15 protein-coding genes are annotated in these 15,359 nt (G+C 68.6%); 10 read left to right on the top strand and 5 right to left on the bottom strand.

What is annotated here, in order from left to right:
- Positions 1 to 4: 4 nt before the first annotated feature.
- From deoC to AC6HZP_RS23240, 5 genes are all read right to left on the bottom strand, one after another.
- On the bottom strand, positions 5 to 730 hold the full coding sequence (gene deoC, locus AC6HZP_RS23260; RefSeq protein WP_497524746.1) for a deoxyribose-phosphate aldolase: 726 nt from the start codon (positions 728 to 730) through the stop codon (positions 5 to 7).
- Between the two features lie 106 nt (positions 731 to 836).
- Complete coding sequence (locus AC6HZP_RS23255; protein WP_497524745.1) at positions 837 to 1,724, bottom strand: SIS domain-containing protein; 888 nt, start codon at positions 1,722 to 1,724, stop codon at positions 837 to 839.
- Positions 1,725 to 1,755: 31 nt separating this feature from the next.
- Positions 1,756 to 2,844 (bottom strand): ABC transporter permease, encoded by a 1,089-nt coding sequence (locus AC6HZP_RS23250; RefSeq protein WP_497524744.1) that lies wholly within the window; start codon positions 2,842 to 2,844, stop codon positions 1,756 to 1,758.
- The gene (locus AC6HZP_RS23245) at positions 2,841 to 4,424 is read right to left on the bottom strand and encodes a sugar ABC transporter ATP-binding protein (RefSeq protein ID WP_497524743.1); all 1,584 of its coding nucleotides are present in this window, start codon (positions 4,422 to 4,424) and stop codon (positions 2,841 to 2,843) included. The genes AC6HZP_RS23250 and AC6HZP_RS23245 overlap by 4 nt, the downstream gene beginning before the upstream one ends.
- A 41-nt stretch (positions 4,425 to 4,465) precedes the next feature.
- The gene (locus AC6HZP_RS23240; protein ID WP_497524742.1) at positions 4,466 to 5,527 is read right to left on the bottom strand and encodes a sugar ABC transporter substrate-binding protein; all 1,062 of its coding nucleotides are present in this window, start codon (positions 5,525 to 5,527) and stop codon (positions 4,466 to 4,468) included.
- Positions 5,528 to 5,813: 286 nt separating this feature from the next.
- Between AC6HZP_RS23240 and AC6HZP_RS23235 the strand changes: the two genes are divergently transcribed.
- The 10 genes from AC6HZP_RS23235 (at position 5,814) to AC6HZP_RS23190 (ending at position 15,359) form a co-directional block, all read left to right on the top strand.
- Complete coding sequence (locus AC6HZP_RS23235) at positions 5,814 to 6,434, top strand: glucose-6-phosphate isomerase family protein (RefSeq protein WP_497524741.1); 621 nt, start codon at positions 5,814 to 5,816, stop codon at positions 6,432 to 6,434.
- A gap of 6 nt (positions 6,435 to 6,440) precedes the next feature.
- Positions 6,441 to 7,088 (top strand): bifunctional 4-hydroxy-2-oxoglutarate aldolase/2-dehydro-3-deoxy-phosphogluconate aldolase, encoded by a 648-nt coding sequence (locus AC6HZP_RS23230; RefSeq protein ID WP_497524740.1) that lies wholly within the window; start codon positions 6,441 to 6,443, stop codon positions 7,086 to 7,088.
- Complete coding sequence (locus AC6HZP_RS23225; protein WP_497524739.1) at positions 7,085 to 8,035, top strand: shikimate dehydrogenase family protein; 951 nt, start codon at positions 7,085 to 7,087, stop codon at positions 8,033 to 8,035. Before AC6HZP_RS23230 ends, AC6HZP_RS23225 begins: the two co-directional genes overlap by 4 nt.
- A 2-nt stretch (positions 8,036 to 8,037) precedes the next feature.
- Positions 8,038 to 8,973, top strand: a complete 936-nt coding sequence (locus tag AC6HZP_RS23220) for an NAD(P)-dependent oxidoreductase (protein ID WP_497524738.1) — start codon at positions 8,038 to 8,040, stop codon at positions 8,971 to 8,973.
- Complete coding sequence (locus AC6HZP_RS23215; protein ID WP_497524737.1) at positions 8,963 to 9,787, top strand: MBL fold metallo-hydrolase; 825 nt, start codon at positions 8,963 to 8,965, stop codon at positions 9,785 to 9,787. Before AC6HZP_RS23220 ends, AC6HZP_RS23215 begins: the two co-directional genes overlap by 11 nt.
- 252 nt (positions 9,788 to 10,039) lie before the next feature.
- On the top strand, positions 10,040 to 10,861 hold the full coding sequence (locus AC6HZP_RS23210) for a GntR family transcriptional regulator (protein ID WP_497524736.1): 822 nt from the start codon (positions 10,040 to 10,042) through the stop codon (positions 10,859 to 10,861).
- Positions 10,797 to 11,831, top strand: a complete 1,035-nt coding sequence (locus AC6HZP_RS23205) for a BMP family lipoprotein (protein WP_497524735.1) — start codon at positions 10,797 to 10,799, stop codon at positions 11,829 to 11,831. The genes AC6HZP_RS23210 and AC6HZP_RS23205 overlap by 65 nt, the downstream gene beginning before the upstream one ends.
- A gap of 26 nt (positions 11,832 to 11,857) precedes the next feature.
- Positions 11,858 to 13,408, top strand: coding sequence for an ABC transporter ATP-binding protein (locus AC6HZP_RS23200; RefSeq protein WP_497524734.1), 1,551 nt, complete (start codon positions 11,858 to 11,860; stop codon positions 13,406 to 13,408).
- Positions 13,405 to 14,466 (top strand): ABC transporter permease, encoded by a 1,062-nt coding sequence (locus AC6HZP_RS23195; RefSeq protein ID WP_201401291.1) that lies wholly within the window; start codon positions 13,405 to 13,407, stop codon positions 14,464 to 14,466. Before AC6HZP_RS23200 ends, AC6HZP_RS23195 begins: the two co-directional genes overlap by 4 nt.
- Positions 14,463 to 15,359: an ABC transporter permease gene (locus tag AC6HZP_RS23190; RefSeq protein ID WP_201401290.1), complete on the top strand. Its 897-nt coding sequence runs from the start codon at positions 14,463 to 14,465 to the stop codon at positions 15,357 to 15,359. Before AC6HZP_RS23195 ends, AC6HZP_RS23190 begins: the two co-directional genes overlap by 4 nt.

The raw sequence follows: 15,359 nt of genomic DNA, 5'->3' as shown, positions 1-15,359 counted from the left end.
CGCCTCAGGCCTTCTCGGTGATCACGAGCACGCCGCCCGGCAGCGCGTCGACCTGCTTCACCAGCTCGATCGCCGAGGCGGTGTTGATGCCGAAGCGGGTGACGCCGATCGCCACCATCTCGGCGACGGTGGCGAGATCGCGGATGCCGCCCGAGGCCTTGATGCCGGCGCGGCCGTCGACCACGGCGGCGATGCGGCGGATGCGCGGCAGCGTCGCCGCGGCCGGCGTCCAGCCGGTGCCGGTCTTGACGAAGGCGGCGCCGCTCGACGCGACGATGTCGGCCGCCGTCTCGATCTCGGCGTCGGTCAGATGGTGCAGTTCGAGGATGACCTTGAGCGGCACCGGTGCTGCCGCCTCGATCACCGCCGCGATCTCGTCGCGGATATAGTTGAGGTCGCCCGATTTCAGGCGGCCGACATTGATCATCATGTCGAGCTCGTCGGCGCCCGCCTCGCGCAATGCAGCCGCCTCCGCGACCTTGATCGCCGTCATGTGACCGCCGGCCGGAAAGCCGATCGGCCCGCCGACCAGCGTGCGCCCGCCCGTGGGCACCAGCGAGCGCAGCAGCGGCACGAAATTCGGCAGCGCATGCGCGGCGATGAAGCCGTTCTCGACGGCAAGGGCTGCGAGCGAGCGGACGTCCGCTTCCGTGTGGAAGGCCTGCACCGCGCTGATGTCGATCCTCTGGGCGAGGTCGGCGGCGCTGAGGTTCTTGGGGGTGTTGGACATGAGGCCGCTTTCTGTCGGTTTTGTACTGTCGCTACGAGCTATGGGCCGCGGACATGGCGGGGCGTGGCTCGGGCTCGCCCCAGCCGCATCCCGATGGGCCGCTGCTCTAGATCCGGGCCGTCGAGCGCATGTGGCTCAGCGTCTTCTTCATCCGCTTGAAGCTCTCGACATGCGCCTCGCCGCGCCGCAGCGCGACCGCCGTCGACAGGATGTCGACGACGACGAGGGCGGCGATGCGCGAGATGGTCGGGGTGTAGATGTTGGTGTTCTCGAGCGTCTCGGTCAGAAGGACGATGTCGCAAGCCTCGGCGAGCGGGCCGCCGTCATTGCCGGTGATGCCGATGACCGCCGCGCCGTTCTCGCGGGCGAGCTTCGCCACCTCGACGGTCGAGCGCGTCGTGCCGGTGTTGGAGATCGCGACGGCGACGTCGCCGGGCTTCAGCAGCGAGGCGACCATCACCTGCTGGTGCGAGTCGATCTCGGCGCCGCAGGGCACGCCGAACAGCGGGAATTTCTGCTGCGCGTCCATGGCGACGATGCCGGAGGCGCCGAAGCCGAAGAACTCGATCCGCTGCGCCGCCACCAGCGCGTCGACGGCGCGGGCAAGCGCCGTCGATTCCAGGCGGTTGCGGGCCCAGTCGAGGCTCGTCATCGTGTAGTCGAAGATCTTCTGCGCCACCTGGTCGGGACTGTCGGCGTCCGAGATGACCGAGTGGGTCGCCGGCACGCCGAGCGCCAGGCTCTGGGCGAGGCGGAGCTTGAAGTCCTGGAAGCCGTCGCAGCCGATCGCGCTGCAGAAGCGGATCACGGTCGGCTGGCTGACGCCGGCGAGCTGCGCCGTGTCCGCCACCGTCGCGGAGAGGATGCGGCGCGGATCGGCGAGGATAGCGTCGCAGACCTTGCGGTCGGACTTCCGGAGCTCGTCGCGCATGGCGCGCGCGACCTCGAGGATGTTGCCGGTTCCTCCGACAAAGGCGGAGACGTGAGTTTGCATCGTTGTTGGGTCCTTGCGCCGATGCGCGATACTACCGCGTGCGCAACCGGAATCTGTGCAGGAACGATTGCATGACGTTCGCATGCCGGAAAGAGCCCTGCCGGAACTGGTCGAAGATGGCAGCGAGAACGATCACCATGCCGACGCTCATCTGCTGCAGGAAGGGCGAGAGTTCGAGCAGGATGAAGGCGTTGCGCAGCGCGCCGAGCAGATAGGCGCCGAGCATGGCGCCGAGGATCGAGCCGCGGCCGCCGGAGAGGCTGGCGCCGCCGATCACCACCGCCGCGATGACGTCGAGCTCGAGGCCGGTGCCGGCCTGCGCCTCGGCGACGCTGACCTGCGCCGTGTAGACGATGCCGGCGATGGCGGCGAGCGCGCCGCTCGCGACGAAGACGGCGATGCGGGTGGCGTTGATCGGGATGCCGGAAAGGCGGGCCGCCTCGTCATTGTCGCCGACGGCGACGATGCGCTGGCCGACGACGCTGCGGGTCAGGATCAGCTGGCAGAGGATGCCGAGGCCGACGAAGATCAGCACCTGGGTCGGGATGTCGAGGAAGCTGCCCTGGCCGATGAACATCACCGACGGGTCGACCATGATCGGCAGGCCGCCGGAGATCACCTGGGTCAGGCCGCGCGCGACCGAGAGCATGCCGAGCGTCGCGATGAAGGAATTGACGCGGAACACGACCACGATCAGGCCGGTGATAAGGCCGGCCGTGGCGCCGACGCCGATCGCCAGCACGATGGCGAGCCACGGATTGACGCCGGCCGCCATCAGCCAGGCGCCGCAGAGGCCGGAGAGGCCCATCACCGAGCCGACCGAAAGGTCGATCTCGCGCGAGATGATGACGAAGCACTGGCCGATCGCCATGATGCCGACCACCGCCACCGCGACCAGCACGTTGCGCAGATTGTCGGTCGTCAGGAAGCTCGGATTGACGAAGGAGAAGGCGATCGACAGGCCGATGATCACGCCGATCAGCCCGGTCTCCTGGCCTCGCAGCAGAGGCAGACGCTTCAGGCTGGCGATACTCATCCTATTTCCCTTGTTCTTGCTGTAGGGGCTGTTCTTGGCGTCCGGGTTGCCGGCGAGCGCGGGGTCGTTCGGGGTCGCGCTCATGTCATGTCCGAGGCGAGGGCGGTGGTCGCGGCGTCCTCGATCTTCTCGCCGAGCGCCGAGGCGACGACGCGAGCGGCCTCAGGGCCGCGGGCGAGGCTATCGGCGATCTCGCCGCCGCGTACGACGACGATGCGGTCGGCGAGCTGCAGGATCTCGTCCATCTCCGACGAGACGAACCAGACCGCGAGGCCGCGCTCATGCGCCAGCGTGCGGATCAGGCGGTACATGTCCGCTTTGGTGCGGACGTCGACGCCGCGGGTGGGTTCGTCGAGGATCAGCAGCGACGGGTTCGAGGCCAAGGCGCGTCCGAGCAGCACCTTCTGCTGGTTGCCGCCCGAGAGCGTGCGGATGCCGACCCCGACAGTGTCGGCCTTGACGCCGATCTCGTCGGCGCTCTTCTGCGCGAAGGCGCGCCGCTTGCGCTCGCTGAAGAAGCCGAAGCGGCCGAAGCGCTGCAGCACGCTCGACGTCATGTTGAAGCTGATGTCGTGGCCGTAGAAGACGGAGGTGCGCCGCTCCTCGCTGATGAAGGCGATGCCGCCCTTCAGCGCCGCGTGCGGCGAGCCGAAGTGGACCGGGCGTCCCTTCAGGCGGATGTCGCCGCCGAAGAGCGGGTCGGCGCCGAGGATGGCGCGGATGATCTCGGTGCGGCCGGAACCGACAAGGCCGGCCATGCCGACGATCTCGCCGGCGTGGATGTCGAAGGAGACGTCGGAGAAGGCGAGGCCGGAGGCGTTGCGCACGGAAAGCACCGGCACGGCGCCGGGGGCGGGCGGCGGCGGCGCGCTCTCGGCGAGGTCGAGCGCCGCCTTCAGCCTTTCTCCGGCCATCAGCTGGATCGCCTTCTGCTTCGGCAGCACGTCGACCGGGCCTTCGCCGACCTTGCGGCCGTCGCGCATCACGATGACCTCGTCGGAGATCTCGTAGACCTCGCCGAGGCGGTGGCTGACGAGGATGACGGCCGTGCCGCGATCGCGCAGCCGGCGCACGATGTCGAAGAGGCGATCCGTCTCCTTGCGGGTGAGGCTCGAATTGGGCTCGTCGAGGAAGAGCACATGCGGATCATCGGCGAGCGCGCGGGCGATCTCGACCAGCTGGCGCTCGGCGGCCGAAAGGCCGACGCAGCGAGCCGAAAGATCCGGCAGCTCCTTGTCGAGGCCGAGGCTGGCGAGCAGCTTTTCAGCTTCCTTGACCAGGCCGGCGCGGTTGTGCACGGCGCCTGCGCCGCGCGAACCCAGTCGCGCCAAGAAGATGTTCTCGGCCACCGTCATCTGGGTGACCAGCTGCGGTTCCTGGTGGACGACCGCGATGCCCATCGCCTTGGCGGCGAGGGCGTTGGGCAAGCGTTGCGGCTTGCCCGAGACGCGGACTTCGCCCGCGTCGGGGTGATGGACGCCGGAGCAGACGCGGATCAGCGTCGACTTGCCGGCGCCGTTCTCGCCGAGCAGGGCGGTGACCCTGCCGGCGCGGAACTGCAGGCTCACATCGGCGAGCGCGTGGACCGAGCCGAAACGCTTGTCGACGGAGGCGACTTCCAGGGCGATCGGGTTCTCCATGGCAATCGGATCTTCGGCGGGCATTCGTTCGGCTCGGTTCAACATGGTGGTTGGCAGTCTTCGCGTCAGAGCTTCGGAACGGCGCCGACCGGCAGCTTTTCCGGGTCGAGCTGGTCGACATTGTCCTTGGTCATGAACAGGCTGACGGCCGGCTGCAGGACCTTTTCGGGCTTCTGCTTGGCGACGATGTCGTTGAACAGCGCGATCGCCACGTTGTAGCCCTGGCCGAACTCATCCTGGCCGGTGACGCCGAACATGCTGCCATCGTTAATCGCGGCGACGTTCTCCTTGGTGAAGTCGTAGCCGATCACCTTGACGCTGTCCTGCTTGCCGGCCGTCTTCACCGCCTGGGCGGCGCCGAACGGTCCGCCGGCCGTCGCGTAGATGGCGACGAGGTCGGGGGTGGAGGTCAGGAAGTCCTTGGCGGCGGAGAAGGTGCTGCCGGCCGAATCCTTGGCCTCGATGCCGTCATTGACGACGGAGAGCTTCGAGCCGGCGAGGCCTTCGACGAAGCCCTTGCGGCGCTGCTCGGAGCCGGGCGCCGTGAACTGGCTGACGATGACGCCGACCTTGCCTTCCTTGTCGCCGACCGCCTTGACCAGCTCGGCGGCGGCGTTCTTGCCGGCGGCGAACTGATCCTGCGCGTAGTTGATGACGCCGCCGGCTTCCTCGACGCACGGGAACAGCGTGTTGTAGGCGCCGATCGAGATCTTCTTCTCGGCGATCAAATTCTTGATCAGGGCGCAATTGCCTTCGCCGGCGATGAAGAAGCCGATGCCGTTATAGCCCTGGGTGGCGGCGGCGTTGATCGCCTGGTTGACGGTCGGCACGTCGATGTTGGCGCCGCCGACGATCCAGCGCACTTCGCCGCCGCGCGACTTCAGCACGTCGTTGGCCGTCTCGGCGCCCTTCTGCACGGCGATCCAGTACGGATTGTTGGAGAAGCCGATGATGGCGATCTTGGCCTTGGTGCCGGCCTCGTTGGCGACGGGCTCCGGGCGGTCGGCGATCGGCGCGACGCCCTCGGCGACGGCGCTGCCGGCGGCCGTGATCAGCGCGGCGGCGGAAGCGAGCGCCAGCAGCGAGGCGCGCAGGCCGGAGGCCGGCTTGGCGGAAGAGATAGTCATGAGGCTCCTCCCAGAGCTTTGTGAGGCGGCCGGCGTACACTGCCGAACGGCCGCTGGGATACTCGAAAAGCGAGGCCCGACGAGCAAGGCCGGATTGCGGTGGGCGAGATGGCCTGCGCCCGGCAGGGCCCGGCGCGATCCACGCCGGCTATGTACTGATACTACATAATCTGCGCGTGGCAAGTCGAATTTTGAGCAGAATTACCAAAACAAGCGCGGGAATGGCCCTATCCTGTTGCATTGCGATACCGATTGAGTAGTGTTGCTACCGATTGGAGACACCCACATGGCTATTCCTCCCACCTCCCACCGCATCGATCCCGCAAGCGGCGTGCTGTCGGATCCGACCGGGCGCTACGAGAAGCGGCTCGCCGATCTCGGCGGCATCTACGCCGATGGCGACGCCTTCGCGGCGGCCGTCGCCCGCGAGGGCGACCGCGTCGTCTATACCGTCCATGAAGTGCGCCCGGCCGCGGCCCGCGGCGACCTGATCTTCGGCACCACCTTCATGGAGCCGGGCAAGATCGGCGACGAATTCTTCGTCACGCGCGGCCACATCCACGCGATCGGCAACCGCCCCGAGACCTATTACGGCGAGGCGGGCGAGGGCGTGATGCTGCTGGAATCGCCGGAAGGCGAGACCCGGGTTCTCGAGATCGCGCCGCGCGTGATGGTCTATGTGCCGCCGCTCTGGATCCACCGCTCCGTCAATACTGGGGCTGCGCCGCTGGTGATGAGCTTTTGCTATCCGAGCGATTCCGGCCAGGACTACGGGCTGATCGCCCGCTCCGGCGGCATGGCGACGCGGATCGTCGCCGACGGCGCCGCCTGGAAGGCCGTGCCCAACGCCTCTTACCGTCCTCGCGCAAAAGCCGAGATCGACGCCATCCTCGCCACGCAGGACTGATCCCGCATGTCCATCTTCGATAGTCTTTCCGCCCATGCGGTGGTGCCGGTGATCGCGCTCGACGATCCCGCCGCCGCCATCCCGCTCGCCGACGCGCTGATAGAGGGCGGCCTGCCGGTCGCCGAGATCACCTTCCGCACGCCCGCCGCCCGCGCCACGATCGAGGCGATCGCCAAGGCGCGGCCGGAGCTTCTGGTCGGCGCCGGCACCGTGCTCGACGAGGCGCAGGTCGACCAGGCGGTCGACGCCGGCGCCCGCTTCGCCCTGTCGCCCGGCCTCGACGCCGCCGTGCTGGCCCATGCCGCCAGGCGCGGCCTTCCCTTCGCGCCCGGGATCATGACGCCGACCGATCTGCAGGCGGCGCTGCGGGCCAGCTGCGGAATGGTCAAATTCTTCCCGGCCATGCCGGCCGGCGGCCCGTCGATGCTGAAGAACATCGCCGCGCCGTATCTCCATACCGGCATCCGCTTCAATCCGACCGGCGGCGTCAGCATGGACAATCTGGCCGACTGGCTGGCGCTCAAGGAGGTGGCGGCGGTCGGCGGCACCTGGATCGCGACGCGCGCCGACATCGCCGCCGGCAACTGGTCGAAGATCACCGCCAATGCCCGCGCCGCCGTGGCGCGCGTCGCCGAGATCCGGGGGAATTCATGAGCTACCAGCCCGCGACGCGGCCGACCTTCTATTTCATCGGCGTCACCACCGCGAAGTCCTCGATCATGAAGGTGTTCCCGGAATGGGCGCGCCATCTCGGCCTCGGCGATGTCGAGATCAAGGGCATCGACTTCGTGCCGCACGATACGCCGGAGCGCTACCGCGAGGCGGTCGCCTTCCTGAAGAGCGATCCGCTCTCGCTCGGCGCGCTGGTGACGACGCACAAGCTCGATCTCTTCGCCGCCTGCCGCGACATGTTTGACGAGATCGATCCGCATGCGCTGCTGATGGAGGAGACGAGCTGCCTGTCGAAGCGCGACGGCCGGCTGATCTGCCATGCCAAGGACCCGATCTCGTCCGGCCTGTCGATCGACGGCTTCCTTGCCCCGAACCATTTCGCCGACACCGGCGCCGAGCTGTTCTCGATGGGCGCCGGTGGCTCGACCATCGCGCTCACCTGGCACCTGATGCAGCGCTCGCGCGGCGCCGACCGGCCGTCGCGCATCGTCGTCTCGAACCGCTCGCAGTCTCGTCTCGACCATATCGCGGCGATCCATCGCCAGCTCGGGACCGACATCCCGGTCGAATATCGCCTGGCGCCCCGGCCGGAGGACAATGACGCGATCCTCGCCGGCATGAAGCCGGCCAGCCTCGTCATCAACGCCACCGGCCTCGGCAAGGACGCGCCCGGCTCGCCGCTGACCGACCAGGGCGTCTTCCCGGAGCGCGCCGTCGTCTGGGAGCTCAACTATCGCGGCGATCTCGTCTTTCTCGACCAGGCGCGCGCCCAGGAAGCGGCGCTGCGGCTGCAGGTCGAGGATGGCTGGACCTATTTCATCCATGGCTGGACGCAGGTGATCGCCGAGGTGTTCGATATCGAGATCCCGGTCTCGGGCCCCGAATTCGACGCGATCGCCGCCATCGCGGCGCGGGCGACGGGGCGCTGAGCATGGAGCGGATCCTGATCACGCCGCGCTCGCTGTCGAGGGGCGGCCATCCGGCGCTCGCCCTGCTCGAGGCGGCCGGCTATTCGCTCGCCATGCCGGCGCCGGGCGCGATTCCCGACGAGGCGGCGCTGATCGCGGCGCTCCCCGGCTGCGTCGGCTGGCTCGCCGGCGTCGAGCCGGTCAGCGAGCGCGTGCTCGACGCGGCCGACCGGCTGCGCGTCATCAGCCGCAACGGCACCGGCGTCGATAACCTGCCGCTACGCGCGATCGAGGATCGCGGCATCGAGCTGCGCCGCGCCGAGGGCACCAATGCGCGCGGCGTCGCCGAGCTGGCGCTCGCGCTGACGCTGGCGGGGCTCCGCCAGATCGTCTGGACGCATGAGGGCATGCGGAACGGGCAATGGCCGCGCCAGATCGGCCGCGAGATGTGCGAGGCGACCATCGGCATCGTCGGCCTCGGCGCCATCGGCGCCACGCTGGCGCAGCTCTGCCTCGACCTCGGCGCCACGGTCAGGGGCTACGACCCCTTCGCCAATGCCGACCGCGTCGTCCATCCGAACTTTTCACGCGTCGACCTGGATGAAGCGATCACCGGCGTCGACGCGCTCAGCCTGCATGCGCCGATGCCGGCGGATGGCCGACCGCTGATGACGGCCGAGCGGATCGGCGCGCTGGCGCCGGCGACCGTGCTGGTCAACACGGCGCGGGCCGGCCTTGTCGACGCCGCGGCGCTGCTTGAGGCGCTCGATTCCGGCCGCGTCGCCTGCTACGCGACCGACGTGTTCGAGACCGAGCCGCCGGCGCCCTCGCCGTTGCTCGATCATCCGAAGGTGGTGCTGACCAGCCATATCGGCGGCTTCACCGACGCCTCGGTCGAGCGCTCGACGGTGCGGGCCGTCACCAATCTCCTCGACGCGCTGGCCCGCGATGCGCATTGAGCGCCAGCCGGGCTTCCCGGCGCCCGGCCGCCCCGGCCTCTTCTGGCTGGGGCAGGCCGGCTTCTGGATCGAGACGGGCCGGCACCGCATCCTCGTCGATCCCTATCTCTCGGACAGCCTGGCGAAGAAATATGCCGGCAAGGCCAACGACCATCGCCGGATGATGCCGGCGCCGATCGCGGTCGAAGCGCTGCCGCGACCGGATCTCGTCCTCGTCACCCACGCCCATACCGACCACATGGATCCGGACACGCTGCGGCCGCTGGCGAAGCGTTTTCCGGATCTTCCCTTTGTCGTCCCGGCCGCCCGCATGGATGTCGCGCGAGAGCGCATCGGTGAGTCGGCTCATCTTATCGGCGTCGATGCCGGCGAGACTTTTGACCCTCTGGAGGGCGTCACCGTCACGGTGTTCCCGGCGGCGCACGAGACGCTGGAGCGCGACGCGGAGGGCCGGTTCGTCTTCCTCGGCTATGGCATCCGGGCCGGTGGCTTCCGCCTCTATCATTCCGGCGACACCATCCCGTTCGATGGCCTCGCCGAGGCCGTGCGTGCCTTTCGTCCCGATATCGCGCTGCTGCCGGTCAATGGCCGCGACGCAGTGCGGCTCGCCGCCGGCATTCCCGGCAATCTGACGCTCGCCGAGGCGATCGCGCTCGCCGGCGCTGCCGGCGCGGCGTTCCTCGTGCCGCATCATTTCGGCCTGTTCGCCTTCAACACGGCCGACGAGGCGGCGATCGACACCGCCGTGCGGGTCACGGCGCGGCCGGAGATCCTCAAGCCGGTCGCCGGCGAGACGCTGGCCCTGATCGGCTGACATCGGCCGGCCGGCCTTTTCGCCGAAGCGCACCTCACTTTCCGGATCGATAAAAAAGCCCTCGCGACCGCCATGCCCGGCGGGCGCGGGGCGTTTCCGTTTGGCCCGATTGTTGCTGCGCCGTCGCGACGGCGCGGGCGTGGATTCCGCGGTGTCGCGGCACGGGAGAATAATTTTCGCGGCAAATCACCTGGACGGCTTGAAATCTCCAAATTCACTTGTACAGTTGACTGGACAAGTTGGGAGACACCAATGGCCGCAGGGACGAGAGATCGCGACGGACCGCTCTATCTGCAGATCGCAGATCGGCTGCGCGAGGACATCGCCTCGCTCGGCGAGGGGGCGCGGATTCCGAGCGAGCCGCAATTGGCGCGCGACTGGGGCGTCAGCCGCTTCACCGTCGCCAAGGCGGTCGAGCAGCTCGCCGACGAGGGCCTGATCACCCGCCGCCAGGGCAGCGGCACTTTCGTGGCGGCGGCGCCGCTACGTCGCCAGCCCGGCTATCTCCTGAGCTTCACCGAGGCCGTCGAGGCTGCCGGCCACAAGGCGACGCACCAGCTGCTCGAATTCGGCGAGGCGCGCTGGCAGCCATCGCTGCCCTATCCGGAAGGGGCCGAACTGATCCGTCTCGACCGTCTGCGTCTGGTCGACGGAAGGGCGGTCGCGCTGCATCGCTCGGTGATTTCGGCCGAGCTCGCCCGTTCGATCGGACTGACCCGCGAGGTCGCCGCCTCGCAGGCCTTCTCGCTCTATCGCTTCTTCGAGGAACGGGGCCTTTCGGTCCACAGCGCCACCGAGCGCCTGGTCGCCTGCGCGGCGGAGCCCGAGGATCGGAAGCTGCTCAACCTCGGCGGGGACGCGGTGGTCGTCGCCGTCGCGCGTCACTCCTTTGCCGCGGACGGTACGCCGCTCGACGCGGTCAACGCTGTCTACGATGCCCGTCGCTACTCTTATGAGGCGACGCTTGTGCGGCAACCGCGGAACCACGGCCCCAACACGGAGAATGCAGATGAAAACCACCTCGATGGCGCTCGCGGCCACGATGGTCCTCGCCTCGGCCCTTGGAACGGCTAGCGCCTGGGCCGAGGACAAGCCCGTCGCCCTGATCGTCTCGCAGGGCGGCCTCGGCGACCAGTCCTACAACGACCTCGCCCATTCCGGCTTTCAGCGCGCGCTGAAGGAAACCGGTTTGGACGGCAAGGCGGTCGAGTCCAAGGAAGTGGTTTCGCAGGCGACCGAGATCCTCCGCCGCGCCTCGGATGCCGATTTCGGCCTGATCGTCGATCTCGAATATGCCCATGGCGAGCCGATGCTCGAGGTCGCCAAGGACTATCCGGACACCAAATACGTCATCCTGAACCAGGTACGCGAGGGCTCGAACATCGCCTCCGTGCTGTTCGAGGAGCAGGAAGGTTCCTACCTCGCCGGCACGCTCGCGGCCCTGGTGACGACCGACACCTCGATCAAGGGCATCAATGCCAAGCCGGTGATCGGCGTGATCGGCGGCACCAAGTCGGCCGGCATCGACAAGTTCATCGCCGGCTACGTCCAGGGCGCCAAGGCGGCCAATCCGGACGTCGTCGTCAAGATCGCCTATTCCAACAATTTCGGCGATCCGGCCGTCGGCCTGCAGATGGCCAAGGCGATGATCGAGGAAGGCGCCGACGTGATCTACCACGTCGCCGGCGGCACCGGCATGGGCGTCATCCAGGCGGCCAAGGAAGCCGGCGTCTACGCCATCGGCGTCGACACCGACCAGGACGGCATCGCCCCCGGCAACGTGCTCACCAGCATGGTCAAGCATTCCGACAACGCCGTCGAGGCGGTGGTGAAGGACTACGCCGCCGGCAAGTTCCCGGGCGGCAAGACGATCACGCTCGGCCTCAAGGAGAACGGCGTCGGCCTGTCGGAGATGAAGTACACCAAGGCGCTCATCCCGGCGCCGATCCTCGAAAAGGTCGAGGCGGCCAAGCAGGACATCCTCTCCGGCAAGATCAAGGTCTGGAACGTCGTCGACCAGGGCTATCCGGACTTCCTGAAGTAAGCGCTTTCCACTCGTAAGGACGGTCCATGTCGATGGATGAGTTTCAGCCGGACACGACGATCCGCCTGGGGGCGCAGGGCGTCACCCGACGGTTCGGCGCGCTGGTCGCCAATGACGGCATCACCTTCCGCGCCCGTCGCGGAACCATCCATGCCATCGTCGGCGGCAACGGCGCCGGCAAGTCGACGCTGATGCGCATCCTGCAGGGCATGGACCGCCCGGACGAGGGCGTCGTCCTCGTCGACGGCATGCCGACCGTCTTCTTCGGACCTGCCGATGCCTTCTCAAAGGGCATCGGCATGGTGCACCAGGAATTCATGCTGGTGCCGGGGCTGACGCTCTTGGAAAACCTGGTGCTGGCGCAGGAGCCGCTCGACGGCCTGCGCCGCATCGACCGCAAGGCCGCCCTCGACGCCGCGCGAAAGCTGGAGCGCGAGGCGGGCGTCACGCTCGACTGGGACATGCCGGTCGACGACGCACCGGTGCATGTGCGCCAGATCGTCGAGATCCTGCGCCTGCTCTATCGCGGCGCCGACGTGCTCATCCTCGACGAGCCGACGGCGGTGCTGGCGCCGGCGCAGGTACAGGAGCTGATCGTGCTCCTGCGCAAGCTGCGCTCGGAGGGCCGCACCATCCTCTTCATCAGCCACAAGCTGGACGAGGTGATGGCGCTCGCCGACGAGATCACCGTCATCCGCACCGGCAAGGTCATCGGCGCGCTGGCCGCAGCCGAGACCAACAAGGCGGCGCTGGCCGAAATGATGATCGGCGAGATCCTGAGCCGCCCGAACGCCCGGCCGAGCACGGTCGGCCGCAAGGTGCTCGAACTCAGCGGCCTCGCCGCCATGGATGCCCGCCGCGTGCTGCGGCTGAAGGAACTCGATCTCGATGTCCGCGCCGGCGAGATCGTCGGCATCGCCGGCGTCGCCGGCAACGGCCAGGACGAGCTGATCGCCGCCGTCACCGGCCTCGGCCGGATCGAGCGCGGCACGGTCAAGCTCGACGGCCAGGACGTGACGAAGCTCGGCCTGCGCGCCCGGCGCGAGCTGGGCCTTTCCTATCTGAGCCCGGACCGCGCGGCGGAGGGGCTCTGCCTGCAGGCGCCGATCGCGGAAAACCTGATCGCCGGCCGGCATCGTTCGCCGGATCTCTGCAAGGGCGGCGTGCTGCAGAAGCGCGCCATCAAGCGCCATGTCGAAACCCTGCTCGACCGCTTCTCGGTCAAGCGCGCCTCGTCGGCGCTGCCGATCTCCAGCCTGTCGGGCGGCAACCAGCAGCGCGTCGCCATGGCGCGCGAGCTCGACGGCGGGCCGAAGTTGCTCGTCGCCTGCCAGCCGACGCGCGGCGTCGACATTCGCGGCATCGCCTTCATCCATCAGTGCCTGCTCGATTACCGCGAGGGCGGCGGGGCGGTGCTGGTCATCTCGGAGGAACTCGATGAACTCATCGCGCTGTCGGACCGCATCGTCGTGCTCTATGACGGCCGCGTCACCGGCGAAGTGGCGCGCGGCTCGGCCAGGGTCGAGGAGCTCGGCCGCATGATGCTGGGCGAACATCGCCAGGAGCACGCCGCATGAGCGCCGTCGCTTCCTCCGCCCGGGCGACCCCGGCGGTCGGCTGGCGCGACGTCGCGCTCGCCGTCGCGCCGCTGGTGCTCGCCCTCGTCGTCGCCGGCATCGTGCTCGGCGTCGCCGGCCACAACCCGCTCGAAGTCTACTGGCTGCTGCTCCAGGAATCCTTCGGCGGCGTCAAGCGCATCGCCGCGACCGTCGCCGCCTCGACGCCGCTGATCCTGACCGGTCTCGCCACCGCCGTCGCGTTTCGCTCCGGCGTGTTCAATGTCGGCGTCGAGGGCTGCGTGCTCGTCGGCGGCCTCGCCGCCGCCTATGTCGGCTTCACCTATGTCGGCCTGCCGGCCGCGCTACTCTTGCCCTTCGCGCTCGGCGCCGCCGTCATCGCCGGCACGCTCTGGATGCTGGTGCCGGCGCTTTTGAAGGCGCGGCTCGACGTCGACGAGGTCGTGACGACCCTGATGCTGAACTTCATCGCGGTCAGCCTCACCGCCTGGCTGGTCAACGGCCCGCTGCTGGCGCCGGGCTCGGCCAATTCGGCGACGCCGATGGTGGCGGAAGCCGCGCGCCTGCCGCGCCTGCTGCCGCCCTCGACGCTCAACGCCGGCTTCCTGATCGCGATCGCGCTTTTGGTGCTCTACTGGCTCTGGGGTCGCGGCACGGCGCTCGGGCTCGAAACACGGCTCGCTGGCCTGAACCCGCGCTTCGCTATCGCGTCGGGCATCAACGTGCCGATGCTGATCATCAAGATGATGCTGCTCTCGGGCGCCATCGGCGGGCTCGCCGGGGGCATCCAGGCGCTCGGCACCGTCAACCGCTTCGTCGTCGGCTTCTCGCCCGGCTACGGCTTCACCGGCATCGCCGTGGCGCTGCTCGGTCGCGGCTCGGCGATCGGCATTCTCCTGGCCGCGCTGCTCTTCGGCGCGCTGGCGACGTCCGGCGCCACCATCCAGCTCTTCAGCGACGTGCCGATCGAGATCGTCAACATCCTGCAGGGAACGGTGATGATCTTCGCGGTCGCCCGCTTCGGCTGGCTCCTGAAACAGCGGCAGGGCGGCAAATGATCGACAACATCATCCACGCGGCCTTCGTGATGACGACGCCGATCCTGCTCGCCGCCCTCGGCGGATTGGTCAACCGCGTCGCCGGCCTCGTCAATATCGGCCTCGATTCCATGATGCTGGCCGGCGCGCTGGTCGGGCTCATGGTCGCATCGCAGACGGGAAGCTGGCCGGCGGCGCTCGTCGCCGCAGCCCTCGTCGGTGGCCTGCTCGGCCTGCTGATGTCGCTCACCGTCACGCGGCTGCAGGCGAACGAGATCATCGTCGGCCTCGGCTTCAACATCGCCGTCGCCGGGCTGGTGCGATTCTTCCTGAAGAGCTGGTACGGCACGTCGGGCACGCTGAGCCTGCCCGATGTCGCCATGCTGCCGCGCATCCATATCCCCGTCGTCGCCGACATTCCCATCCTCGGCGCGATCTTCTCCGACCACGATCCGCTCACCTGGGCTGCCTGGCTGCTGGTGCCGGTTACGGCGTGGTTCCTCGCCAGCACGCGCATGGGGCTTCGGCTTCGCGCCGCCGGCGCGGCGCCGCAGGCGGCCCGCGCCCTCGGTCTCAACCCGCTCAACCTCCGCGACGCCTCGACCGTCTTCGCCGGCGCGATGTCAGGTCTCGCCGGCGCCTATCTCTGCATCGGCGTCGTCGGCATCTTCAACGAGGGCATCACCGCCGGGCGCGGCTTCCTGGCGCTCGCCGCCTTCTATTTCGGCCGTAACCGGCCCTGGCCGACGGCGCTCGGCGCGCTGCTGTTCGGCCTGTTCGACGCGATCCAGATCCGCCTGCAGGGCCGGGGCCTGCCGGCCGAGCTGGTGCAGACGCTGCCCTACGTGATGGTCATCGTCATCCTCACCCTGGTCGCCATCACAATGAAGCGTGCGCGGAACAAAGGAGCCTGA

The sequence above is a fragment of the Kaistia sp. SLG-1 genome (assembly GCF_059699055.1).
This window is presented reverse-complemented; position numbering and strand designations above follow the sequence as displayed.